A 24,184-nucleotide genomic window follows, 5' to 3' on the forward strand; every position below is an offset into this window, starting at 1 on the left:
AAGCCTCGTCATGACCGCAGCCAAAGCCATAGCCGGCATCCTGTTCGACAAGGATGGAACCCTGCTCGACTACGCAAAGAGCTGGGTGCCGGTGAACTACGAACTGGCGCGGATCGCGGCAAAGGGTGATGAGGCCCTGGCCCGCACGCTGCTTGCAGCCGGCGGCATGGACGCCGAAACCGGCCACGTGCTGCCCGACAGCCTGCTTGCCGCAGGCAACACGGTCGAGATCGCGACCGGCTTCGTCGGCGCGGGCGCGCCCTTCACGATTGCCGAACTGACGACCCTGCTTGACGGCCTGTTTGCGCGCTCGGCTGAATATGCCGTGCCGGTGACCGATCTCGGCGCTTTCTTCGCCGGGCTGCACGCCAAGGGCTACCGCCTCGGTGTCGCCTCGAGCGACAACGAGCGTTCGATCCGCGAAACGGCAAAGCGCTTCGGCTTCGAGGATTACCTGCACTATGTGGCGGGCTATGACAGCGGCTACGGCGTCAAGCCGGAGCCGGGCATGGTGCTCGGTTTTTGTGCCGCGACCGGCCTTGAGCCGCAGCAGGTCGTTGTCGTCGGTGACAACAATCACGACATGCACATGGGCCGCAGCGCCGGCGTCGGCATGACGGTCGCCGTCTTGACGGGCACCGGCTCGCGCCAGTCGCTTGCGGCGGCTTCCGACCATTGCCTCTCGGACATCACCGAACTCGAAGCTGTCCTCTAGATCGAGTTGCGGCAGCGGCTTGCCGCGATTGCCTTCAGTTGTGCATCGTGATCGGCCCGGTTCAGCGCCCCTGCCGTGGCCGTATCGGTCTCCATAGCTTGCGTTTTTTCCCGTTCTGACGTTTTTTGTCGCAATCCGCCGGTTTCGACCGGCGAACAAACCGTCCCTCCCGGAAACGGAAGGACCTGAGCGGCCGGGAGGCCACGGAACAAAGATGGTATCGGAAGCGCCGCCATTCTGGTGGACCAAGGCGGATTGGCGTGCGCGCGCGTTGTGGCCGTTCTCATGGGTTTACGGACGGATTGCCGGCATGCGCATGGATCGCGCGCAGCGCGCCTCGGTGCCGGTCCCGGTCATCTGCATCGGCAATTTCACCGTCGGCGGCGCCGGCAAGACGCCGACCTCCATCGCGCTTGCGCGCGTCATCCGCGAAAAGGGGCTGAAGCCCGGATTCCTCAGCCGCGGTTATGGCGGCTCGCTCGACGTGACGACCGTCGTCGATCTGGAACATCATCGCGCCCGCGACGTCGGCGACGAACCGTTGCTTCTGGCGAAGGAGGCCTTGACCGTCGTCTGCCGCCGCCGCGTCGATGGGGCTCGTCGGCTGGTGAAGGAAGGCGTCGACATCATCATCATGGACGACGGTTTCCAGAGCGCGAGGCTGGCCTTCGACTTCGCGCTGTTGGTGATCGATTCCCGCCGCGGCATCGGCAACGGCTATCTGGTGCCGGCGGGCCCGGTGCGGGCGCCACTGTCGAACCAGCTCCGCCACGCCACGGCCCTGCTCAAGATCGGTGACGGCACCGAGGCCGACGCCCTGATCCGTCGCGCCGCCCGCGCCGGCAAGCAGATCTACGAAGCCGACGTCATAAGGCACGACGACGGATCGCTAAATGGCGTCAAGGTGCTTGCCTGGGCGGGCATTGCCGATCCGGAGAAGTTTTACCGCACCGTTCGGGAGACGGGCGCCGTCATCGAGGAAACCCGCAGTTTTCCCGACCACCACCATTTCTCCGAGGACGAAATCGCCGATCTGCTCGACCAGGCTGCAGCGCTCGGCTGCCAGCTCGTTACCACTGCCAAGGATCTGGTGCGCCTGGAGCCCGGCCACGGCCGCGCCGCCGAACTCGCCGCAGCGAGCAGGGTGATCGAGATCGATGTGCGCTTCGACGACCCGATGGCGCCGAAAAGGATCATCGAGACGGCGCTTGCCGCGGCGCGTGCCCGCAAGCTGCGCGAAGGCGCGGCTAAGTAACGGCGCCCTGTGGGTCGTGGCGCCGGAGTGCCGTTGTTGGTGTCCGGGCTTGATTAGCGGCGCTGGTTGGGCAGCGCGCCTGCGCGCTTTTCCGCCTCGAGCGAGGCTTCCGCGTCGACATAGGGCTCCTGCCGGGCGACGCTCCAGTAACGCAGTTCGTCGACGGGGATGATCTTGCCGGTCATCGCGCAGACCACGTGCGAACCCGCGAGCACGATCTGAAAGTCGCCGTCGAGATAACGGATCTTCGCTTCGCGCGAAGCGCTTCCTTCAAACCGGTTCATCATGCTCGGCGCCTGTTTCCGTCTTCGTTATTGGTTCTCTGGTCTAGCTCGCCGTCCGGAAAAATGCCAGTCGCATTTCGCCAGGCGTGAAGATCAGCTCCGGCCGAACAGCCGTTCGATATCGGAGAGCTTGAGTTCGATATAGGTCGGCCGGCCGTGATTGCACTGGCCCGAGCCGGGCGTCGCCTCCATTTGCCTCAAAAGCGCGTTCATCTCCTCGGTGCGCATGCGCCGTCCCGAGCGCACCGATCCGTGGCAGGCCATGGTCGCGGCGAGATATTCGAGCCGGCTCGTCAGCCCGCTTGCCGTATCCCATTCGGCAAGCTCGTCGGCGAGCTGGCGCACGAGACCGACGGCATCCATTTCGCCGAGCATGGCCGGCGTTTCGCGCACCGCAATCGCGCCCGGTCCGAAGCGCTCGATCGCGAGACCCAGGCGGGAGAACTCCTCCGCATGGGCCATCAACCGGTCGCAATCGTCTTCGGGCAGGTCGACGATCTCCGGGATCAGCAGCGCCTGGGCGGCGACCGGTCGCGAATGCAGCGCCGTACGCATCGCCTCGAACACCAGCCGCTCGTGCGCGGCATGCTGGTCGACGATGACGAGGCCGTCATCGGTCTGGGCGACGATGTAGTTTTCGTGCAGCTGGGCGCGCACGGCGCCGAGCGGGAACGATTGCGGCGGCGGCGGTTGCTTGGCCTCCGGCGCCGGCACGGGCATTTCCCGCTCAAACGGGGTGGCAACGCGCGCCGAAGGGGCGGAAAATGCCGCAAAGCTTGCCTGCGGCTGCTCGCCGAGGTGGCGCAGCATCGCGTCGAATTGTGTCGGCCGGGAAGGCGACGTCTCGGCGCTCCAGGGCTGCGGGCGGTAATCGCCAGAGCGGAACGCCTGCATCATGCCGCGGGCGCCCGTCGTTGCGGCGCGGTCGCCGTCGCGCGTCAGCGCCTGACGGATCGCGCCGATGATCAGCCCGCGGATCAGGCCGGGGTCGCGGAAGCGCACGTCAGACTTCGCCGGATGCACGTTGACGTCGACGAGCGCCGGGTCGAGCGTGATCGACAGCACGGCGACCGGATAGCGGCCGCTCGGGATCGTCTCGGAATAGGCGGCACGGATCGCCGACAGCAGCAACTTGTCCTGCACCGGGCGGCCATTGACGAAGACATATTGCTGCAGCGAGTTGCCGCGATTGTAAGTCGGCACGCCGGCAAAGCCGGTCAGTTCGACGTCTTCCCGCGCCGCATCGATCTCGATCGCATTGTCGCGAAAATCCTTGCCGAGCACTTGCGCCATGCGCGCCAGCCGGTCGTCGCCGGTTGCCGGGAATTCGAGTGTCGAGCGGTCGCTGCCGGAGAGCACGAAACGGACCGCCGGAAACGCGATCGCCATGCGGCGCACCACTTCCGAAATGGCGGCTGCTTCCGCCTTCTCGGTCTTCATGAACTTCAGTCGGGCCGGGGTGGCGAAGAAGAGATCGCGCACTTCGACGACCGTGCCGGTATTGGCCGGCGAGGGGCGGACCGCCTCGGTTTTGCCGCCGGTAACCGCAATGACCGCGCCTTCGCTGGCGCCGGCCGTGCGCGTCGTGATCGACAGCCGGGCGACCGAGCCGATCGAAGGCAGGGCCTCGCCGCGAAAGCCGAGGGTGCGGATGTCGAAGAGGCTGTCGTCGAGCTTCGACGTGCAGTGCCTTCGAACCGCAAGTTCGAGGTCGCCAGGTGCCATGCCCGAGCCGTTGTCGGTGACCCGCAGCAGCGTCTTGCCGCCGCCGGCGGTCGCGATCTCGATGCGGGTCGCGCCGGCGTCGAGCGCATTCTCGATCAGCTCCTTAGCGGCGCTGGCCGGACGTTCGATCACTTCGCCGGCGGCGATCTGGTTGATGAGGGTTTCTGAAAGCTGCTTGATGGCCATGGCCCATTTTCCGGGATTCGCCGCGGAAACGGAAGAGGGGACGGTATCTCGTCCCCGGCCGCGAGCGCTTGGTGCCGACACCCTTGAAAAATGATCGAGGGTTTAATCGGCCCTTAACACTCTGCTGCGATTTTCCACAACAACCTGAATGATCACGGGTTTTGTCTTTTGAGCCTTGCGGCGTAGCTGGACGCCGCACTCCCGCCGCTCGAAGAGACGCCTGCCAAGGCCACCCCAGCATGTCCCGAAATGAAACCGCCGTTGCAGCGCCGCGCGTCATTATGAAGACGCGGCAGGCCGTTGTGGCACTTTGGATGGCCGCCTGTTCCCCCTGATCTGACGATCCAGGGACACATGCGGTAGGCGAGTGAGGACAGTGCGATGAGCGATGGGGCGCCGAACGGCGCGGACATCAACAGGGTCATTCTTGAGTCGAGTTGCGACGCACTCGGCATCGCTGTGCTTGTCTGCAGCCGGGACGATACCATTCTCTTTGCCAGCCGCACGATGCTGCAATTTTTCCCGGTGCCGGCGGAAGCCCTGATGCCGGGCGCACGGCTCAGGGATTTCCTCGGTGCCGTCTATGACACCGGTGTCCGTCCGGGCACCGTCCCGGAAAACAGCCGCCGACGCACCAACCGCGAGGAATGGATTGCCGAGCACATGGCGCTGCATTGGCGCGAGCGCTACGAGAGCGTAGAGCGTGCCGGCCGCACCCGCTGGGTTTCGATGCGCAAGCGCCGCCTGTCGAGCGGCATGGGCATCCTGTCGATCAGCGACGTCTCTGACCAGAAGAAGCGCGACGAACAGCTTCAGACCGACCTGGAGCGGGTGGAGCTGACCGAGCAGATCCTCGACGCGCAGCCCAATCCCATCTGCGTCAAGGATCGCAATCTCAATTACATCGCAGTCAACAAGGCCTTCTGCCTGATCCATGACCTGGCGCAGGACGCCATCCTCGGCCGCTCAGCCTGGGACCTGGTCGAGAGCGACCTGGCGGAGCGCTTCGAACAGTCCGATCGCACGGTGCTTGAAACCGGCAAGCCGTTTTCGCAGGCCGAGCACATCGTGCGTGCCGACGGCAGCGACCTCTGGGTGCTGACCCGCAAGTACCGCGTCGGCATGCCCGGCCGCCATTTCGTCGTCACCTGCATGAACGACGTGACCGATATTGCCGTCTGGTATCAGGGCGGCGAGGAACCCTCGGGCGAGGTGACCCTGCAGATCCGCGACTACAGCATTTTTGCCGCGGCGCAGAATTTCTACGATCCTTTCCGGGCGCTGAATGTCCAGCAGCTCGTCGAGGCGGGGTCGATGATCGAGACCTTGCCGGCGCGCGGCCTGCGGGTGCTCCTGGCGACCGACGACCGAGCGCTGGAGGAGCGGCTTGTCGCCCGGCTGCGCGGCTCAGGGCTCGACGCCTGCGCCGTTCGCGATGTCGACGAATTGCACGCCTTCTGCGCTGCTGTCGACGAGGCGGGGCTGAAACTCGACATCCTGCTGCTCGACGCGGCTTTCCCCGAGCGGCAGAAGATCGCTGCCGGCTGGCGCGACAGCCCGATCCTCCCGGTGTCCGCCGATCAGGACGGGGCGGCGGTGCTTGCGGAAGTCTTCCGTGTTTGTTCCGAGCGCGCGGGTGCCGCGCTGCAACCGGAATGGTCGCTGTCGTTCGAGGCCGAAGAGATCGCGCCGCCGCCGCCGGCTCCGCAGGTCGACGTGCTCGTTGCCGAGGACAATCAGATCAACCAGTTCGTCTTCACCCAGATCCTCGAGGGGCTCGGCGTTTCGCATCGGATCGCCGCCAACGGTCGCGAGGCCGTCGAACTCTGGCACGAACTGCAACCGGCCCTTGTGCTGATGGATGTGTCGATGCCGGTCATGAACGGCTTCGACGCAACCGTCGCAATCCGGTCGGCTGAAAAGGGACGCGCACAGAAAACTCCGATCATCGGGGTTACCGCCCAGGCCTTGGATATCGACCTGCAGCAATGCAAGGCATGCGGCATGGACGACCACATCATGAAGCCGGTGAGCCCCGATATGATCGAGGCGGTGTTGAGAAAATTCATGCCGGTGAAGGCAATACGAACGGCAGGTTGAGTAAAAGGCGTGTCAACTCGCTAGAATTGGGGAGGCCAATGGCAAATCTTGGAGCGGCACGATATCGGATTGTTAACCGCCGATTGCGATCGTCTGCCCCGAATTGCCGCTAAAGTGTAGAGCCCCATCCGTATGCCTCGCATCCACCTCGTTGCCCAAGCCCCGGTCGTGTCGGAAAGACACAGCCGGTTTGCGTCGTGGCGCACGCTGGCGGCGGGCTCGATCGCACGCCATCCCTGCCAGATGAGTGGGGGACGGCGATGATGACAGCGGAAACACCTTACCACCGTGTTGGCCGCGAGGCGCCTGCGGCCCGGGGTGATGTCGATCAACTGACCGGGCTCGGCAACGCCCGTTGCCTGCGCCAGTGTGTCCTTGATCTCGCCGAGGAGCGTGCCAGTGACCCGGCTCCGTTCACCATCGGCCTTGCCAATATCGATGGTTTCAAGCCGATCAATGACCTGTTCGGACCGGAAGCGGGCGACGAGATCCTCTGCCAGGTGGCCTATCGCCTGAAGGCCTGCGCGCCCGAGGGTGCCACGATCATCCGTTTCGACAGCGATGAATTTGCCTTCGTGTTGCCGCTGATCTTCGAGCGCAAGGGCGCCGAGAAGATCGGACAGATGCTGAAGGAGGTGCTGTCGGCCCCCTTCGATCTCGGCGACCGTCACGTTCGTCTGTCCGCCTCCTTCGGTTTCGCCGTTTATCCCTTTGCCGGAGAGGTATTCGAGGACCTCCTGAAAAGCGCCGATACCGCGCTTTATCGCTCGAAGCGCCGCGGCCGCGGGCAGATCACCGTCTACTCGCAGGAGATCGCCCAGGAGATGAAGCGCGCGACGCAGCTTGAGCAAGCGCTGCGCAACGCCATCATCGCCAACGAGGTTGACGTGCACTTCCAGCCGATCGTCGATCTGCGCAACGACGCGGTTGTCGGCTTCGAGGCCTTGGCGCGCTGGTGCGATGCCGATCTCGGCTATGTCTCGCCGGCGGTGTTCGTGCCGCTCGCCGAAGAGCGTGGTTTCATCGATTCGCTCGCCGAGGTCCTGCTGCGCAAGGCAGCCCATGCCGCGCTTTCCTGGCCGAAGGAGCTCTTCCTCTCCTTCAATCTCTCCTCGGCGCAGCTCACGGATCCGACCACCAGCCGGCGCCTGCTGTCGATCATCACCCAGATCGGCCTCGACCCGCGGCGCCTGGAGCTGGAAATCACCGAAACGGCCGTCATGGCCGATGCGGATATCGCCCAGAAGATCGTTGCGGAACTGCGCGCCGCCGGCGTCCGCGTCTCGCTCGACGACTTCGGCACGGGCCAGTCGAGCCTTGGCCGGCTACGCGACTTCTCCTTCGACAAGGTCAAGATCGACCGGGCCTTCGTCTCGCGCATTTCTGCCGATCGTGCCTCGGAGCATATCATCAAGGCGATCGTGTCGATGTGCGAGGGGCTTGAGCTCGAAGTCGTCGCCGAAGGCATCGAGGATTTTTCCGAAGCCCTGAAACTGAAGGCGCTCGGCTGCGGACTGGGGCAGGGCTACTTCTACGGAAAGCCCGCCGATGCGGTGGCGACGATGCGCTATCTTGCCGATCGCTACCGCGATCTTCCCGCCCAGGCCTGATCCGGGTTAGTCCTCGGCGCCGGACATCGCTGCGCGGTCGCGCCGCCCCTCATCCAGCAGCCAGTCACGCACCCTTTTGGCCTGCGCATTCAGTTCGCGCGATCTCGGCCAGACGACGTAGAAGGCAAGGCCCGTCTTCAGCACGTGTCCGGCGACCGGGACCAGCGCGCCCGAGCGGATCTGCGGATAGATCAAGTGTTCCCAGCCGAGCGCCACGCCTTCGCCGGATAGCACCGCCTGGATCACCAGGACATAGTCGTTGATCGAAAGCCGGCGGGCCTGTTTGGGATAGGCAAGACCGGCGCTCGCAAACCACTCGGTCCAGTCGCAGGCGCGTCGGACCGGCTCTTCCAGGTGGATGAGGTTGTGGCGTGGCAGGTCGGCGGCCGTTTTCGGCAAGCCGTGCCGCTCGATATAGGCGGGTGTGGCGACCGCGTTGACCACCTCGTCGGCGAGCAGGGCGGCATGGTAACGCGGCCAATGGCTTGGGTCGCCGCCGCGGATGCCGAGCGGGATCGGCTCTTCCTCCAGATCGAGGTCGCGCACGCTGGTCTGGATCCGGAGATCGATTTCCGGCAGGTCCTCGCGCATGCGGTTGAGGCGCGGCAGCATCCACATCGAGGCAAAGGCGGTGGAGGCCGCGAGCGTCACGTTGGTCTCGCGGCCCTTTGCGCGAATGTCTTCGGCCGACTTCTGGATGCGCGACAGGCCGACGGAGACGTCGGCATGAAACTTCTCGCCCGCTTCCGTCAGCTCGACCGCGCGGTGCACGCGATGAAACAGCGGCACGCCCAGCTGTTCCTCAAGACCGCGCACGGCGTAGGAGACGGCAGCCTGGGTCATGCCGAGCTCGTTGGCAGCACGGGTGAAGTTCTGGTGGCGGCCGGCTGCCTCGAACACGATGAGGCTTGCGGCGGACGGGAGCAGGCGGCGCAGGTTTTCCATAAACCTCGCTTATAGCATGGATCGAATTTTTCCAGCGTTACAGTGGAATTCTTCTCCCATAGCATCATCTGAGATGATGGGAGGTTATGGGCATGGATACGGCACTGGCAACGGACGCGGCGGCACCGAGACGGACACGCGGTACACGGCCGAACCGGCGCGAGGGCGCAGGACGCAGCCTCGGTGTTCCCTACATCACCAGAAACATTCCGACTTATGATATCCTCGGCGAGGAAAGCCTGCTTCGGATCGAAGCGATTGCCGATCGAATCCTTGCCGAAGTCGGCATCGAGTTTCGCGACGACCCGGTTTCTCTCGATTACTGGCGAAGGGCCGGCGCGAAGGTCGACGGCGTCCGGGTGACCTTCGAACCGGGCATGCTGAAGGAAATCGTCGCCTCGGCGCCGCACCAGTTTACCCAGCATGCCCGCAATCCGGCGCGCAATGTCGAGATCGGCGGCAACAACGTCGTCTTCTCGCCGGCCTATGGCTCGCCCTTCGTCATGGACCTCGACAAGGGCCGGCGCTACGGCACGATCGAGGACTTCCGCAACCTGATCAAGCTGGCGCAGTCGAGCCCCTGGCTGCACCATTCCGGCGGCACGATCTGCGAGCCGGTCGATGTGCCGGTCAACAAGCGCCACCTCGACATGGTCTACAGCCATATCAAATATTCCGACCGCGCCTTCATGGGTTCGATCACGGCGGAAGACCGTGCCGAAGATTCGATCGAGATGGCGCGCATTCTCTTTGGTCGCGATTTCGTCGATCGCAACTGCGTCATCCTCGGCAACGTCAACGTCAATTCGCCGCTCGTCTGGGACGGGACGATGACGAAGTCGCTGCGCGCCTATGCGCGGGCAAACCAGGCCGCGGTCATTGTGCCCTTCATCCTTGGCGGCGCCATGGGGCCGGTCACCAATGCCGGCGCCATCGCCCAGTCCTATGCCGAGACGCTTGCCGGCTGTGCGCTGACCCAGCTGGAGCGCAAGGGCGCCCCGGTCATTTTCGGCAATTTCCTGTCGTCCATGTCGCTGCGCTCGGGCTCGCCCACCTTCGGCACGCCGGAACCGGCGATCGGCAGCATGGTCGTCGGCCAGCTTGCGCGCCGGCTCGGCCTGCCACTGCGCTGTGCCGGCAATTTCTCCAATTCGAAGCTGCCGGATGCACAGGCGATGCAGGAAGGCGCGATGTCGATGCTCTCGGCGGTGCATTGCGGCGCGAATTTCATCCTGCATTCCGCCGGCTTCGTCGATGGGCTGCTCGCCATGTCCTACGAGAAGTTCGTTATGGACACCGACTTCTGCGGCGCGCTGCATTCCTATCTTGCCGGCGTGGTCGTCGACGACAACACGCTGGCCATGGACGCCTTCCTGCAGGTCGGTCCCGGCAGCCATTTCCTCGGCTGCGACCACACCATGCGCAACTACCAGACCGCCTTCTGGGATTCGGCCCTTTCGGACAACGAGCCCTTCGAGAAATGGGTTGAGGAGGGCGAGACCGACATGGCGACGCGTGCCAACCGCGCCTGGAAGAAGACGCTTGCCGAATATGAAGCGCCGCCGCTGGATGTGGCGCTTGACGAGGCGCTGATCGATTATGTCACGCGCCGCAAGGAGAGCATGGCGGATGCTTGGTACTGACGAAGCCGGCATTCTCGGTCGCCTTTCAAGGAACAGGAAACGACATCGTCGAAAGATCCGCTGCTGCAGTCTTACCGCCTGAGCCGACGACCTCGTCGTGTCGAGCTGGGATATCATCGCCGGGACGGTGAAGCCGGAGGGGCCGCTCTATGACGACAACGGCGCCTATAGCGGCATGATGGCGGCCGAGCTGATCGCGCGCGGCGGCGGCGCGCTCGAGATCGTCTCGCCCGAGCGCATGTTCGCGCCCGAGGTCGCGGGCATGAACCATGTGCCCTATGCGACCGCCTTTGCCGAACACAATGTCCGGGTGACGATCAACACGCGGGTGAAATCCGTTCGGCGGGAGTGCAATGGCCTTGTTGCGACGCTCGGTTCCGATTTTTCGGACAAGGCAACGATCAAGGGGCGCGTCGCGCCACTGGTGGTCGAGCATGGCACGGTGCCGATGGACGACCTCTATCGTGAACTGAAGCCGCTTTCACGCAAGCTGGGGGGCGTCGATTACAAGGCACTGCTTCGCGGTGAGAACCCCACCCCGCAGAAAAACCTCGATGCCCGCTTCGACATGTTCCGCATCGGCGATGCCGTCGCCAGCCGCAACATCCACGGGGGCATTTACGATGCCCAACGCGACGGAGTGCTCGTCTGACGCAAAGCCAAGGCGGCGATGCCTGGCACCGCCGCCCGTTGGAAGGCGTACTGAACAGCTTGGAATGCTACGACGTTACTGCTGCGGCTGTTCGGTACCCTGCTGCATCGGCTGTGCCGGTGCAGTAGTCGTGGTCGAAGAGGTCGTCGACGTGTCAACCGGCTGGTTGGCGTTCTGTTCGGCAACCTGCTGTGCCTTCGTCTTGAACTCCGGAGCCGCCTTCAGCGTATCGGCGGTTTCGGTGGTCGTCAGCTTCAGCTTGTCCGTGTTGGGCTGCTCGGCGATCGTGATGCGATCAAACGGAACCGCTACGTCCTTTTCACCGAGACCCAGGAAGCCGCCGACACCGATTACGGCCGCTTCCACGCCGCCATCCTTCTTCATGATCAGGTCGTTGATCTCGCCGATGCTTTCGTCACCGGCATTGTAGACGCTCTGGCCGATATAGGTGCTGGCTGCGATCTGGTCGCTTGCCTGCTCGGTCAGATAGGTGGCGTCCGATTGCGCCACATCAGCGGTCTTGGTTTCCGTGATCGGCGGTTTCGTTTCAGCCTGATCGGCCGGAGCCATGGCGTCCGGGGCGGGCTGCGCCGGCTGCATCGTCTGCGGCTGTTCCATCGGCTTGGTTGCGTCCTGCGCGAAAGCCACCGGGGCGACAGTAAGACCCGCGAAGAGCGCGCCGGCTGCGACGGTTGTTACGAGTTTCTTGATCATCTCAAACTGCCTTTCCTTGACGTTTCGATCAGGGCGCGGCCTGGCTTCTGCCGCCAGGTCCACCGCGCCGGTGATATGGTGTCAACGCCCGGGAGCCCGAACGGTTCCGGAAAAAATAGTCAAAGTTTCAGGTCGAAAGGTCCGTTGCCGCTGAACGTGACCCTCCGCCGCGATTTTCCAAGGATTGTCGGCAATCTCGCGCGGACATGTATTTTGGTTTTCGAATATATGTATTTTAGTGATCAATTATGTACTTTGTGCCATTCATGAATTCTTGAGCGTTCTTGTCGATACTTGGCAGATGGCAGGAAATAGCGCGCAGCGTCGTCACCCTGTTATCCCGGGATGGTTTTCACGATGTTTTTGCCGCGCCGCTTTCTTTCTGTTTCCTTGCTCTCCGTTCTGGCGATGGCCGGCCTTGTTCTGATCGAGCGCAATCTTTTTGGGCTGCGCTATTTTTCGGAACGGGTTCCTGGCGTCGAGCCCTACAATCTCTGGCATGCCTGGGTGGCTCTGAGCCTGTCGCTCGCGGCTGTTCAGGGCTTTACCCGCGATGCCGCCTGGCTGGGCGCGCCGGAGCTGCGGCTGGCGTCCGGCCGCGAGCTTGGGCTTTGTGTCGCCGGCTGGATGCTCGCCGTGCTGATGGCGCTGGTGTTCGTTGCCGATCCCCTCGGTTTCAGCCTTCTGGCGCGTGAAGACGGCCTGGTCGAATGGGCCTCTGCCCTGCTGATCTTCATCGCCAGCGGTTTCTTTGCGTTTGCTGCCGTCGGGCAACTGCGCGTGGTCCGTTCAGGAATGGGACGTCGCGCCTGGATGGCCGCGGCTTTTGCAGCGCTTCTGGCGCTTTGCTTCTTCGTGGTCGGCATGGAGGAGATATCCTGGATGCAGCGCGTCTTCGGTATCGCCACGCCGGAGGGCCTGCTCGCGCTCAACAAGCAGCAGGAATTGAACCTGCACAACATTTCCACCGGCTTCTCGGAACTGCTCTACTACACCGGCAGCTTCTTCCTTTTGACGCTGGCCCCCTTCGTCTGGCTCTATCTGCGCAAGAGCATCAACCTTGGTCGGGCTCGATGCTTTTGCCCCGAGCGTGCTGCTGCTGGCGGCAAGCGCCCCGATGGCCGCCTTCAACAGCGACAACTGGAGCATGCTGCCGACGCAGATGATGGTGATGATGACCGTGATCATACTGCTGGTGATCGCCGATATCGCGCTGAGGGCGGGGCACTGGCGCGAGTTCATCGTGCTGACGGCAGGCGCCATTCTGATCGTCGCGATCCAGGAGCTATTCATTCTCCAGGCTTCCACGCTCGTGCGCCTTTGGGACCCGACCGAGTACAAGGAGTTTTTCATTGCGCTCGGGCTCGCCATCTACGGCTTTGAAACCTGGTCGCGGCTGCGTGCGCCGGCCGCAAGGCTTTCGCCGTTGGGCTCCCGTTCCCTGGCCGGATAAAAATACCCCGCCTGACGGGCGGGGTATTTGAAACGCGTCAGCCTCGAACTGCGTCCGAAGCCGTCAGTGGCTTTCGCGCAGCACTTCGCTGCCGCTGCCGCCGACGAGGAAGTCGAGGTCCGCACCCTTGTCGGCCTGTAGCACCGTGTCCTGGTAGAGCTTGTAGTAGCCGCGGGTCCATTTCTGCGGCGGCGCCTGCCAGGCGGCCATGCGCGTCGCAAACTCTTCCTCGCTGATCATCAGGTTGAGCTCGCCCTTCATCGCGTCGAGGCGGATGCGGTCGCCGGTCTTGACGATGGCGAGCGGCCCGCCGGCATTCGATTCCGGGCTGACATGCAGGACCACGGTGCCGAAGGCGGTACCGGACATGCGGGCGTCGGACACGCGCACCATGTCGCGCACGCCCTTTTCGACGAGGCGCCGCGGGATCGGCATGTTGCCGACCTCGGCCATTCCCGGATAGCCCTTGGGTCCGCAGCCCTTGAGCACAAGGATCGTGTCTTCGGTCACCGGCAGGTCGGGATCGTCAATCTTCGCCTTCAGCTCCTCGATCGTCTCGAAGACATAGGCCGGACCTTCATGGACGAGGAGATGCTCGCTTGCGGCCGACGGCTTGATGACGGCGCCGTTCGGGGCAAGGTTGCCCTTGAGCACGCGAATGCCGGCGGCAGCCCGCAGCGGATTGTCGAGCGGGCGGATGACGTCGTCGTTGTAGACTTCGGCATCTTCCCAGTATTTGCTGATCGGCACGCCGAAGACTGTCGGCGCGTCGGCATGCAGCAGATGCTGTATGCGGTTCATCACCGCCGGCAGGCCGCCTGCATAGGCGAGGTCTTCGATCAGATACTTGCCGGACGGCATGCAGTTGACGATGCACGGCACCTGGCTGCCGACGCGGTCGAAATCCTCAAGACAGAGATCAACGCCGGCGCGGCCGGCGATCGCCAGCATGTGCACGACGGCATTGGTCGAGCCGCCGACGGCGGCGTTGGCAATGATGCCGTTCTCGAAATTCTTCTTGGTCAGCACCTTCGACAGGCGCAGGTCTTCATGCACCATCTCGACGATGCGTTTGCCGGTCATGTGCGACAGCGCCATGCGGCGGGCGTCGACGGCCGGCAGCGCCGCATTGGTCGGCAGCGACAGGCCCATAGCCTCGACGATCGACGCCATGGTGGTGGCCGTGCCCATGGTCATGCACACGCCCGGTGAGCGCGACATGCCGCTTTCTGCCGCCATGAATTCCTGCATGCTCATATCACCGGCGCGTACGGCCTCGGAGAACTTCCAGACATCCGTGCCGGAGCCGATGTCCTTGCCCTTCCACTTGCCGTTCAGCATCGGGCCGGAGGAGACGACGATCGTCGGCAGGTCGACCGACGCCGCACCCATCAGCTGGCCGGGCGTTGTCTTGTCGCAGCCGCCGAGCAGCACCACGCCGTCGATGCCATAGGCGCGGATCGCCTCTTCGACATCCATGGCAAGCAGATTGCGAAAGAGCATCGCGGTCGGGCGCATCTGCGTCTCGCCGAGCGAAGACACCGGGAACTCGACCGGGAAACCACCGGCCTCCCACACCCCACGCTTCACGCCCTCTGCCAGAATGCGCAGATGGCTGTTGCAGGGCGTGAGTTCCGACCAGGTGTTGCAAATGCCGATAATCGGGCGGCCGTCGAAAACGTGGTCCGGAAATCCCTGGTTCTTCATCCAGGAGCGATGGATAAACCCATCCTTGTCGGTGCCGCCGTACCAGTGACGGCTGCGCAGTTCTTTCTTCTTGTCGCTCATGCGAGCTTCCTCCTCACCATGCGATCAAACGCGTGGCTGAATTGTATGACTTTTTATTGGCGCTTCGCCAAGAGTTACGCTGCCAAGAATTTCCGGTCAGAGACGGAAAGACGGTTCGAACCGGCCCTTGACGCTGACGCCGAGATCGAAGGTCTTGCCGGCATGCGGGTCCGCCGCACGCGTTGCCTCGTCCATGTCCTGCCAGGCGGATGTCACCAGCATGCGGTCGGCCTTCGCTCCGATGAAGGCGGTACAGCTCGGCTGGCCCGTCGGCACGGCGTAACGGGCGATGCGCGCGCCGTCGGGGCGGTAGACATCGACTGAGCCGCTGCCCCAGCGGGCGTTCCAGATCAGGCCGTCGGCATCGCACACCGAGCCGTCGATGCCGCCAGCTTCACCACTGCCGTCGACGAGCAGGCTCGGCTCGCCTTTCGGCAGCCCGGTCGCGGCGTCGATATCGACGCGCATCAGGTGATTGATGTCGGTATCGACGAAATAGGCGACGGTTCCATCCGGCGAGAAGCAGATGCTGTTGGGAATGGTGATGGCGGCATAGAGCTTCGTCACCTTGCTGCCGGCGACGTGATAGATCGCGCCGGAGCCCTTTTCGGCGCTGCGGCCCATGGTGCCGATCCAGAGCGAACCGGACGCATGAACCCGGCCGTCGTTCGAGCGATTGATGAGTTTGTCCTCAAGCGTGGTCAGCAGGCTGAAGGCACCGGTCCGCGTATCCCTGATGAAGAGGCCCTGGTCGGAGGCGATCAGCTGCCGGGTCGGATCGATGACGGCGAGCACGCTGCCGAGGAAGGGTAGGGCGTGCACGGTCTTGCGCCCGCTTTCGAGGTGCAGTTCATGCAGTTCCTGGCCCTTGATGTTGAACCACCAGGCGGTGCCGGTGGCCGGGTCATAGGTCGGACCTTCGCCGAGGATCGACGTCGCTTCGCAGAGAATGCTGCCGGAAAAGGGGATGGTGTCGCTCATCAGCGCGCTCCGTAGACGGCGTCGTAGGCCTTGATGGTGGCAACGGCGCGCTCGCGCACTTCAGCCGCGCTCATGCCGGGCTTGTAGAGGCTGGAACCAAGACCGAAGCTGCGGATGCCGGCCTTGGCATAGTCGCCGAAATTCGCGTCCGAAACGCCACCGACGGCAGCGATTTCCAGCTCCGGCGGCAGGATCGCGCGGATCGCGGTGATGCCGGACGGGCCGAGCACGCTTGCCGGGAAGAACTTGAGGCCGGTGGCGCCCGCCGCCGCGGCCGAAAGCGCCTCGGTCGGGGTGAGCACGCCTGGCATGGTCACCATGCCCTTTTTGGCGGCGAGAGAAATCACCGCCGGCTCGACATTGGGGCTCACCATCAGGCGGCCGCCGACATCGGCGAGTTGGTCCACCTGTGCCGTCGTCAGCACCGTGCCGGCGCCGATCAGGCATCCCTCGGGCGCCATCTTCACGGCCGTCTCGATCGAGCGGAACGGATCGGGCGAATTCAGCGGGATCTCGATCGCGGAGAAGCCGGTCTCGATCAGGGCACCGACGACGCCTGCGGTTTCCTCGGGCTTGAGGCCGCGCAGGATCGCGATCAGCGGATACTTCATCGACGGAAAGGGAATGCGGGTCATGAGCGTGTCTTTCGTTCAGAGGGGCCAGATCGCCAGGGCGGCGGTCGAAAGGCCGGAGCGGACGGCCGTGTCGGCATCGACCACCTGAAGAGGGCAGTCGAGGCTTTCGAGCGCGGCCTGATAAAGCGTGCCAAGGGATCCGGAGGCGACGAGGCAGATGCTGTCGATCGTCTTGGCTGAAGCCAGCGCGCCGGCGATCTCCAGGCCGATCAGCGTGCCCGACAGCAATGCCTTGGCGTCGGTCGCGCTTGCGCCGTGCAGCAATTGGCCTGAGCGCGCGCCGAAGATCAGGCTGGTGGCGAGCGCCGGATTTGTGCGTGCCTCGGCCACCGCCGCCGCAAAGGCGGGATGATCGCCGGTAAACGCGTGCGCGTCGGCGATCGAGTGGCTGAGGATCGAGTGCTTGGAGATCACGTCGAACAATTCGCCGGTCATGAAGGTGGAAAAGCCGCTGACGGCGCCGTCTTCGAGCCGCACCCATTTGCTGTGTGTGCCCGGCATGCAGACGAGATGCCGGCCGCGACCGAGGTCGCTTGCCGCGCCGAGCAATTGCGTCTCCTCGCCGCGCATCACATCCGGGTGCCGCCGATCACGCTGCGCCAGACCCGGCAGGATACGGATGTCGCGATCGAGATCCGGCACTGCCACGGCATGGGAGGCGATATCGGCGAGCGCGGCCGGCGTATCGAGATAGCCGGCCTCGACCCAGCCCTGCTTGGCGCCGGCCATGCCGCAGATGATCGCCGGCAGGTGGCCTGGCGCATCGACGGCGGCCAGGTGCTTTTCGAGGATCGCATGGAACCCGGCCTTGTTGGCCGTGGTCATGCCTTCGCCGCTTCGGCGCTCGGCGAGCACCGAGCCATCCTCGCCGATGATCCACAGCCGGAAACTCGTGGTTCCCCAGTCGACTGCGGCATAATAGGCTGCCGTCATCAAAGTGCGCCTCCATCGATGATCATTGTTTGCGCGGTCATGCCCGACGAGCACGCCGACGCGAGAAAAAGGCAAGGGTCGACGAGATCGTCGGCGGTGAGGCTGCGCTTCAGGCACTGCCGTTCCTGCATGCCGGCGATTGCCGCGTCGCTCAGCCACAGTCGTTTCTGGCGCTCGGTGACGATCATGCCGGGCAGGATCGCGTTGACGCGGATGTTGTCCTGGCCGAGCTTTCCGGCGAGCGATTTGGTCAGGCCGACAATCGCGGCTTTCGCCGTCGCATAGGCCGGGATTTCGCCCATGTTGAGCAGATAGGCGATCGACGAGAAATTGACGATCGACCCGCCGCCGGCTTCGCGCATATGCGGTGCAACCGCCTGGCTCATGAAGAAGAGGTGCCTGAGGTTAACCGCCTGGCTCTCGTCCCAGCTCTCTTCGGTCACGCTTTCCAGTGGCTCGCGATCGTCGCGCGCCGCATTGTTGACGAGCACGTGGATCGCGCCGAGAGCGGCCGCCGCAGTCTGCGCGGCCTTTTTTACCGCTTCGATGTCGCGCAAATCGGCGGGAATATAGACCGGTGCCGTGCTTGCCTTGATGGCGAGCCTTTCGACGAGGTCGAGGCTTGCCCTCTCGTCGATATCGACGAAGGCCACCCGTGCACCCTGGTCGACGAAACCCTCGACAAGCGCTGCGCCAATGCCGGAACCGCCACCGGTGACCAGCACCGCGCGGTCTTTGAGATCATGAAATTGTGCCTTCGGCACCGGCATATTCCTGTATCCCCGATCAGTCCTATGGTGAAGAGTTGTTCCATTATTTGGAACTTGATTTTATTATATGGAATTATCACGTCGAAGGGTCTACCTTGTCAAGGTCGCGCGCCCGATCGCGCGACTGCAATCGGAAACAAACAAGCGAGCGACGATGACGGGTGAAGCGGCAGGCGGAGGGGACGAAGTGCGTGCGGAGGCTGGCACGGGCACGCTCGGCAAGGCAATCACCGTCCTGGAAGCGGTGGTCACCGCCGATGGCCCGCAGCGTTTTACCGATATTCTCGCCCGGTCCGGCCAGCCGCGCGGCACGTTGTACCGGCTGCTCAGCCATCTGGTCGAGGAAGGGCTGCTGATCCAGCGCCGCGACCTCTCCTATGAGCCTGGCCTTCGGCTGCTGACGCTGGCCTATCGCTCCTGGTCCGCCAATCGCTTTCGCGATGTTGCCGAGCCGCACCTGCAGCGATTGCACGAACTGACCGGCGAGACCGTGCATCTCGGCATCCTGCGCGAGACCGAGATCGTCTATGTCGACAAGGTGGAGAGCCGCCAGACGGTGCGCATGAGTTCGCAGATCGGCAAGGCGTCGCCGGCCTATTGCACCGGCATCGGCAAGGCGGCGCTGTCCTTGCTTGGACAGCCGGAGTTGGAAGGTATTTTGGCCCGAACCGAGTTTCACGCCTTCACGCCGCACACCCATCGCTCGGCTGCCACCTTGCTGGCGGAGATCGAGGAAATCCGGCGCGACGGCCACGCTTTCGACCGCGAGGAACATGAGACGGAGATCCGCTGCGTTGCAGCACCTATCCTCATTCCCGGCAGCGAACTTGCGGCCGGCCTGTCGGTAACCGGGCCCGCCTATCGGGTGACCATGGAGCAATTGTCGGCCTGGGCGGCCGCGGTTCGGGCAGCGGCGCAAGCGGTTGGCGAGGACGCGGCGATCCGTCTTGGGCCCGGCCGTGGTGGACCTTGAATTCACTTTACGGTAAATTAGAAACATCGACTGGACGTGGCGCGTCTCGCTCGATAGCTTTAATATATCAGACTCAGGTTCGTGGATGGTCTTAGTCTGGTTCGTTTTTGGTATTGGTATAAATTTTTGACGTGATCTTCATGCGGCGTCAGCGGCCGGTTCCCGCATGGAACCGGATGTGGAGAAGGGCGGAAGATGATTGATTTCAGCGCGAATTTGTCAGCGTTGGCGCTTCCTGATGGGCGAACCATCCGTGGGCCGATTTGTTGCGAAGAGGATATCAGGCGCGTGATCGCCCAGGTTGCGGATTCCTACGGTTTCCGTGGTTTCCTGGTGCTTGCCATTCCGGAAACGGAAAGCAACAGCCTGTCCGTCAACGCCTTGATGACGAACTACCCGGCCGCCTTTCTCAAAGGCTATGACAGTGCCGGCTTGATCAATGGCAGCCCGGTGATCCAGCGGCTTCGGCGCAGCACCATCCCCTTTACCTACGACGCGCACCAGCTTGCGCGCCGCCGAGCCGACGGCAAGGGCGATGCGGCGGTCTGCGTCTTCGAGCAGGCGAACATGCCGCGCGGCCTCTATCTGCCGGTGCACGATGCGAGCGGCCACCGCGCCGCGATCGCCTTTGGCGGCGACCGCCCCGTGGTTTCAAATGACGAGCTTCAGGAGCTCAACCTTTGGGCCGGCGTGCTCTACAGCAAATACACGGAGGTGCGCGATCGCGACAAGCGCGGTGCGGGAAGCCTTTCACGCCGCGAGGTCGAGTGCCTGCGCTGGGCGGCCGCCGGCAAGACCACCAGTGAAATGGCGAAAATTCTGGCGCTGTCCGAATATACCGTCAACCACTACCTCAACCGGGCAACGCGCAAGCTGGATTCGGTCAATCGCGTTCAGACCGTTGCAAAGGCCGTGCGCGCCGGGTTGATCAACTGATCGCCGGCACGCGTCGTGCGCGAGCTGATGGCAATATCGGCCTTCACGAGGGGAAATACACAGACTTTTGGGTCGAAGCGGCAGGGATTTTCGATCATCTGTTGGCATTGGCAGGCGGCTCGGTCTATTTGATACGTGATGAATGCCATGGAACGCGCGAATGCAGGATACGATGACGACCGGGATGACTGACGCAGATCTGCCCCGGGGCGGCGATTTCGCGTCCGAGATCGCAAAGCTTGAGACCCAGTTCGATATCATCCGCTATATGCGGCGGATCACGCAGGTTTTTGGCTTCAAGACGTTTCTGATCTGCTCGATCCCCTCGATCGACGTGGAGCGCCTCGCCGCGAGCACCGTCATCTCCAACATGCCGGCCGAGCTGCTGAATAAGTATGACAGCCTGTCGATGCTGCGCTTCAGTACCGGCGTGCGCCGCCTGCGCGAGACGACGACGCCGTTCCAGGTGACGCTTGCAGCCTGGGAGGGAGAGGGCGGCAAACCGGAATCGGCGGCCGAATACATCGAGATGCTGCGCGAAAACGGTATCTTCCAGGCAAGCTACTTCCCGGTTCATGACGCCGAGGGCGGCCGCGGCGCGGTCATCCTGATGGGCCCGCTGGTCGAGCTGCCGATGACCGTCACCATGGAACTGCAGATGATTGCAATCCATGTCTATAACCGCCTCGCCGAAATAGGCTCCGTGTGGAAGAGCAGCGGCGCAGCACTTTCGGAGCGCGAGATCCAGTGTTTGAGCTGGACGGCTGCCGGAAAGACCAGCGCCGAGATCGCCGGCATCCTCGGGCTCTCCGAGCATACGGTCAACCACTACCTCAACCACGTGACCAAGAAGCTCGACGCCGTCAACCGCACTCAGGCGGTCGTGAAGGCGATGAAGAAGGGCTACATCAGCTAGCCCCAAGTCGGCCCTGCGCCGCAAGCCTCTTCCTGAATGTCCTCGACCTGATGCGATCGAAAGAAGCTTGGGGAAGCCCGGCATGCTGTCGCCAAGGTTCCGTCATCTGGGCGATCTGCTCCATCCTTGGACGATTTGCAGACGGTTGCTCAGAAACTGGGCATATGCCATCGCCGGCCGATGAATGGCGGTCGAGATTATCTTTTTGAAATTGCTGCTTATTTCCGCCAGATCTGAAACTGGCACGCATCCTGCATTTCTATTGGCATGTCCAGAGGGGACTAAAAAGAAGACAGCGCCCAAGAAGGTCGCGACCGAAAGGGCCACTGCCCGCCTTAAAGGTGATCCCGGATGTACGGACACCGAGGCGGGTGGTGGCCCTTCCTTTTTCCGTTATGTCGCATTGGCGAAGCGCCCCGCCTCGACTATCTAAGAGATAACAAAAGAATGAGAGGGCGCGATGCCGGAAGTCACGAAAGAAGTAGTGCTCGAAAAGTTGCGCACGGTGCGTGGCCCGGGCATGGAAGGCAATATCGTCGACCTCGGGCTCGTGTCTGATGTCTTCATCTCCGACGGCAAGGCCTATTTCTCGATCACCGTGCCGGCCGAACGCGCCAAGGAGCTGGAGCCGATGCGGGCTGCAGCCGAGCGCGTGGTGCGTGACATTCCCGGGATCACCGCGGCAATGGTCGCTCTGACGGCCGACCGCAAGGCAGCCGCAGGCAGCGCGCCGGTGCAGCGCCCGCAGCCGCAGGCACCGTCCCATGCAGGCCACTCCCACGCCCCGCGTCCGGCTGGCGGACCGCCCGCCAAGGCGGGGATCCCCGGCGTCGGCGCGATTATCGCCGTCGCTTCGGGCAAGGGCGGTGTCGGCAAGTCGACCACGTCGGTCAATCTGGCGCTGGCACTCCAGGCAAACGGCCTGAAAGTCGGTCTGCTCGATGCCGATATCTACGGCCCCTCGATGCCGCGGCTACTGAAGATTTCCGGCCGGCCGCAGCAGATCGAGGGCCGGCTCATCCGCCCGATGGAAAATTACGGCCTCAAGGTCATGTCCATGGGTTTCCTCGTCGATGAGGAAGTGGCGATGATCTGGCGCGGACCGATGATCCAGTCGGCGCTTCTGCAGATGTTGCGCGAGGTCGCCTGGGGCGATCTTGACGTGCTCGTCGTCGACATGCCGCCGGGCACGGGCGACGCCCAGCTCACCATGGCCCAGCAGGTGCCGCTTGCCGGTGCCGTCATCGTCTCGACGCCGCAGGACCTGGCGCTGATCGATGCGCGCAAGGGCCTTGCCATGTTCCGCAAGGTGGAAGTCCCGGTGCTCGGCATCGTCGAGAACATGAGCTACTTCGTCGCGCCCGACACCGGAAACCGCTACGACATCTTCGGGCACGGCGGCGCCCGCAAGGAGGCAGAACGCATCGGCGTGCCCTTCCTCGGCGAAGTGCCGCTGACGATGGGAATTCGCGAGACGTCGGATGCAGGAACGCCGCTGGTCGCCTCCGACCCGGCAGGCGAGGTCGCGCGCGTCTACCGCGATATCGCGACAAAGGTCTGGGAACAGGTATCGGCCACGCAGCAGGACAAGAGCCGCGCCGCGCCGAACATCGTGTTCGAGTAGTTTGTCTCGAAGTGGTTCTGCCCGGCTGCCGGGCACGAATCGTTTTGCCCTTGATTCGGTTTTGATTTAAGCAAACATGCTATAGGGTGGCGCCGAACTGGCGGCGCATGCCCGCGTGCCGGATTGCAAGAGGGCATTGATTTTGCGTTTGCGTTGCGCCATATGCCTTGCCGCACTTGCGAAGGTGCCCAACTTGACGCCCTCTCGCCCGAGATCTTGGCCTCTCGCGATGACTGAGTTGAAGACTTTGTCCTGACTGGCGGAACGTCCCATCCGATGGATCTCTATTGTGGGTATTTTGTGGCGCACGACCTTTCGCCTCTTCCATTCGACCCTAAGGTTGGCATGACGAGGACGCTCGCATGATCACCGGCTATTGCGCCGATGGCACGGCCGTCGTCCTGACGCCCGCCGACCCGCCCGAGAGCTTGCGTTCGGACCTCATCTGGCTGGATCTGGTCGAGCCGAACAAGGCGGAAGATCTGATGATGGAAAAGCTGCTCGGCATTTCCATCCCGACGCGCGACGACCTCAAGGACATCGAGCCTTCGAGCCGTCTCTATATCGAGGAGAACGCCGTGTTCATGACGGCGTCACTGGTGTTTCGTTCGGACACGGAGATACCCGGCCTGACCGACATCGGCTTCATCCTGGCGGGTAGCCGGCTCGTCACCATCCGCTATGCCGAGCCCCGATCCTTCGCCCTCTTCAAGGCGTCGATGCACCGCTTCCCCGGAAATTGCCGAGACGGCGCGGTGGTTTTGACCCGGCTCCTGGAAACGATCGCCGACCGGACCGCCGAAATTCTCGAAGAGGCCGTGACCAAGATCGACGATCTGTCGATCGCCGTCTTCGGCGACAAGGCCGCCGGCAAGCGCCGCCCGCCGCATTTTCTCGAGGCGCGCCTGCGCGACGTTGCCGGGCATCATCGTCTGGTCGCCAAGACCCGCGACAGCCTCGCCTCGCTCTCGCGCCTGCTGACATTCGTCTACACCGTTCCGCAGGTGCAGGACGACAAGGAAACGCGCGAACTCTGCCGCTCGATTTCGCGCGACATCCAATCGCTGTCCGAACATGCCGGGTTCATTTCCGGCAACATTACCTTCCTGCTCGATGCATCGCTCGGCCTGATCAACGTCGAGCAGAACGCCATCATCAAGATCTTCTCGATCGCGTCGGTCGTGCTTCTGCCGCCGACGCTGGTCGCCTCTGTCTACGGCATGAACTTCCGCGTCATGCCCGAGCTGGAATGGCAATTCGGTTATCCCTGGGCGATCGCGGCGATGGTGATATCGGCCGTGATCCCCTTTTTCTTTTTCCGCTGGAAAGGCTGGCTTTGAACGCCA

At 63.5% G+C, this 24,184-nt stretch carries 22 protein-coding genes and 1 pseudogene; 12 read left to right on the forward strand and 11 right to left on the reverse strand.

Annotated features, from left to right (window positions below):
- Positions 1-10 precede the first annotated feature (10 nt).
- Complete coding sequence (locus AC3WVQ_RS02290) at positions 11-715, forward strand: HAD family hydrolase (RefSeq protein WP_110818508.1); 705 nt, start codon at positions 11-13, stop codon at positions 713-715.
- A 214-nt stretch (positions 716-929) separates the two neighbouring features.
- Positions 930-1,970 (forward strand): tetraacyldisaccharide 4'-kinase, encoded by a 1,041-nt coding sequence (gene lpxK, locus AC3WVQ_RS02295; RefSeq protein ID WP_110818507.1) that lies wholly within the window; start codon positions 930-932, stop codon positions 1,968-1,970.
- Between the two features lie 53 nt (positions 1,971-2,023).
- Here the strand turns inward: lpxK and AC3WVQ_RS02300 are convergent, their stop codons facing one another.
- On the reverse strand, positions 2,024-2,257 hold the full coding sequence (locus tag AC3WVQ_RS02300) for a DUF2093 domain-containing protein (RefSeq protein ID WP_034801006.1): 234 nt from the start codon (positions 2,255-2,257) through the stop codon (positions 2,024-2,026).
- Between the two features lie 90 nt (positions 2,258-2,347).
- Positions 2,348-4,165: a DNA mismatch repair endonuclease MutL gene (gene mutL, locus AC3WVQ_RS02305; protein ID WP_060516411.1), complete on the reverse strand. Its 1,818-nt coding sequence runs from the start codon at positions 4,163-4,165 to the stop codon at positions 2,348-2,350.
- Between the two features lie 381 nt (positions 4,166-4,546).
- On the opposite strand from mutL, the gene AC3WVQ_RS02310 reads away from it, so the two are divergent.
- Positions 4,547-6,265: a response regulator gene (locus AC3WVQ_RS02310; protein WP_492382585.1), complete on the forward strand. Its 1,719-nt coding sequence runs from the start codon at positions 4,547-4,549 to the stop codon at positions 6,263-6,265.
- 263 nt (positions 6,266-6,528) lie between these two features.
- The gene (locus AC3WVQ_RS02315) at positions 6,529-7,875 is read left to right on the forward strand and encodes a putative bifunctional diguanylate cyclase/phosphodiesterase (RefSeq protein ID WP_246802652.1); all 1,347 of its coding nucleotides are present in this window, start codon (positions 6,529-6,531) and stop codon (positions 7,873-7,875) included.
- Between the two features lie 6 nt (positions 7,876-7,881).
- On the opposite strand, the gene AC3WVQ_RS02320 is transcribed toward AC3WVQ_RS02315, so the two are convergent.
- Entirely contained in the window at positions 7,882-8,820 is a 939-nt protein-coding gene (locus AC3WVQ_RS02320) for a LysR substrate-binding domain-containing protein (RefSeq protein WP_060584079.1), read from the reverse strand.
- Positions 8,821-8,912: 92 nt separating this feature from the next.
- Here AC3WVQ_RS02320 and AC3WVQ_RS02325 point away from each other — a divergent pair, with 92 nt between their 5' ends.
- Both AC3WVQ_RS02325 and AC3WVQ_RS02330 read left to right on the forward strand, forming a co-directional pair.
- On the forward strand, positions 8,913-10,463 hold the full coding sequence (locus AC3WVQ_RS02325; RefSeq protein WP_110818589.1) for a trimethylamine methyltransferase family protein: 1,551 nt from the start codon (positions 8,913-8,915) through the stop codon (positions 10,461-10,463).
- Positions 10,464-10,548: 85 nt separating this feature from the next.
- Positions 10,549-11,115: pseudogene (locus AC3WVQ_RS02330) on the forward strand (N-methylproline demethylase); the annotation flags it as partial.
- Between the two features lie 75 nt (positions 11,116-11,190).
- On the opposite strand, the gene AC3WVQ_RS02335 reads toward AC3WVQ_RS02330, so the two are convergent.
- The 3 genes from AC3WVQ_RS02335 to AC3WVQ_RS02345 form a co-directional block, all read right to left on the reverse strand.
- Positions 11,191-11,829, reverse strand: a complete 639-nt coding sequence (locus tag AC3WVQ_RS02335) for a PRC-barrel domain-containing protein (protein WP_110818504.1) — start codon at positions 11,827-11,829, stop codon at positions 11,191-11,193.
- A gap of 327 nt (positions 11,830-12,156) precedes the next feature.
- On the reverse strand, positions 12,157-12,603 hold the full coding sequence (locus tag AC3WVQ_RS02340; RefSeq protein ID WP_492382586.1) for a hypothetical protein: 447 nt from the start codon (positions 12,601-12,603) through the stop codon (positions 12,157-12,159).
- A gap of 15 nt (positions 12,604-12,618) precedes the next feature.
- The gene (locus AC3WVQ_RS02345; RefSeq protein ID WP_492382587.1) at positions 12,619-13,017 is read right to left on the reverse strand and encodes a hypothetical protein; all 399 of its coding nucleotides are present in this window, start codon (positions 13,015-13,017) and stop codon (positions 12,619-12,621) included.
- On the opposite strand from AC3WVQ_RS02345, the gene AC3WVQ_RS02350 reads away from it, so the two are divergent.
- Entirely contained in the window at positions 13,004-13,282 is a 279-nt protein-coding gene (locus tag AC3WVQ_RS02350; RefSeq protein ID WP_492382588.1) for a hypothetical protein, read from the forward strand. The two genes, AC3WVQ_RS02345 and AC3WVQ_RS02350, sit on opposite strands and share 14 nt — an antisense overlap.
- Before the next feature lie 63 nt (positions 13,283-13,345).
- On the opposite strand, the gene AC3WVQ_RS02355 is transcribed toward AC3WVQ_RS02350, so the two are convergent.
- The 5 genes from AC3WVQ_RS02355 to AC3WVQ_RS02375 form a co-directional block, all read right to left on the reverse strand.
- Positions 13,346-15,070 (reverse strand): IlvD/Edd family dehydratase, encoded by a 1,725-nt coding sequence (locus AC3WVQ_RS02355; protein ID WP_034801023.1) that lies wholly within the window; start codon positions 15,068-15,070, stop codon positions 13,346-13,348.
- 96 nt (positions 15,071-15,166) lie between these two features.
- Positions 15,167-16,051, reverse strand: coding sequence for an SMP-30/gluconolactonase/LRE family protein (locus AC3WVQ_RS02360; RefSeq protein ID WP_110818502.1), 885 nt, complete (start codon positions 16,049-16,051; stop codon positions 15,167-15,169).
- Complete coding sequence (locus tag AC3WVQ_RS02365; RefSeq protein WP_110818501.1) at positions 16,051-16,686, reverse strand: 2-dehydro-3-deoxy-6-phosphogalactonate aldolase; 636 nt, start codon at positions 16,684-16,686, stop codon at positions 16,051-16,053. Before AC3WVQ_RS02365 ends, AC3WVQ_RS02360 begins: the two co-directional genes overlap by 1 nt.
- Before the next feature lie 15 nt (positions 16,687-16,701).
- Positions 16,702-17,622, reverse strand: a complete 921-nt coding sequence (locus tag AC3WVQ_RS02370) for a 2-dehydro-3-deoxygalactonokinase (RefSeq protein WP_176960277.1) — start codon at positions 17,620-17,622, stop codon at positions 16,702-16,704.
- Entirely contained in the window at positions 17,619-18,389 is a 771-nt protein-coding gene (locus AC3WVQ_RS02375) for an SDR family NAD(P)-dependent oxidoreductase (protein ID WP_090294861.1), read from the reverse strand. Before AC3WVQ_RS02375 ends, AC3WVQ_RS02370 begins: the two co-directional genes overlap by 4 nt.
- Before the next feature lie 154 nt (positions 18,390-18,543).
- On the opposite strand from AC3WVQ_RS02375, the gene AC3WVQ_RS02380 reads away from it, so the two are divergent.
- The 5 genes from AC3WVQ_RS02380 (at position 18,544) to AC3WVQ_RS02400 (ending at position 24,178) form a co-directional block, all read left to right on the forward strand.
- On the forward strand, positions 18,544-19,362 hold the full coding sequence (locus tag AC3WVQ_RS02380; RefSeq protein ID WP_060516565.1) for an IclR family transcriptional regulator: 819 nt from the start codon (positions 18,544-18,546) through the stop codon (positions 19,360-19,362).
- Between the two features lie 195 nt (positions 19,363-19,557).
- Positions 19,558-20,298, forward strand: a complete 741-nt coding sequence (locus AC3WVQ_RS02385; protein ID WP_090294858.1) for a LuxR family transcriptional regulator — start codon at positions 19,558-19,560, stop codon at positions 20,296-20,298.
- Positions 20,299-20,440: 142 nt separating this feature from the next.
- Positions 20,441-21,214, forward strand: coding sequence for a LuxR family transcriptional regulator (locus AC3WVQ_RS02390; RefSeq protein ID WP_051659571.1), 774 nt, complete (start codon positions 20,441-20,443; stop codon positions 21,212-21,214).
- Between the two features lie 460 nt (positions 21,215-21,674).
- Positions 21,675-22,838 carry an Mrp/NBP35 family ATP-binding protein gene (locus tag AC3WVQ_RS02395; RefSeq protein WP_034801037.1) on the forward strand — a complete coding sequence of 388 codons (1,164 nt, stop codon included), beginning with the start codon at positions 21,675-21,677 and terminating at the stop codon, positions 22,836-22,838.
- A 362-nt stretch (positions 22,839-23,200) separates the two neighbouring features.
- Entirely contained in the window at positions 23,201-24,178 is a 978-nt protein-coding gene (locus tag AC3WVQ_RS02400; protein ID WP_034801039.1) for a magnesium transporter CorA family protein, read from the forward strand.
- The last annotated feature ends 6 nt before the right edge of the window (positions 24,179-24,184 follow it).

The organism is Ensifer sp. EB106-05-01-XG146, from assembly GCF_058791875.1.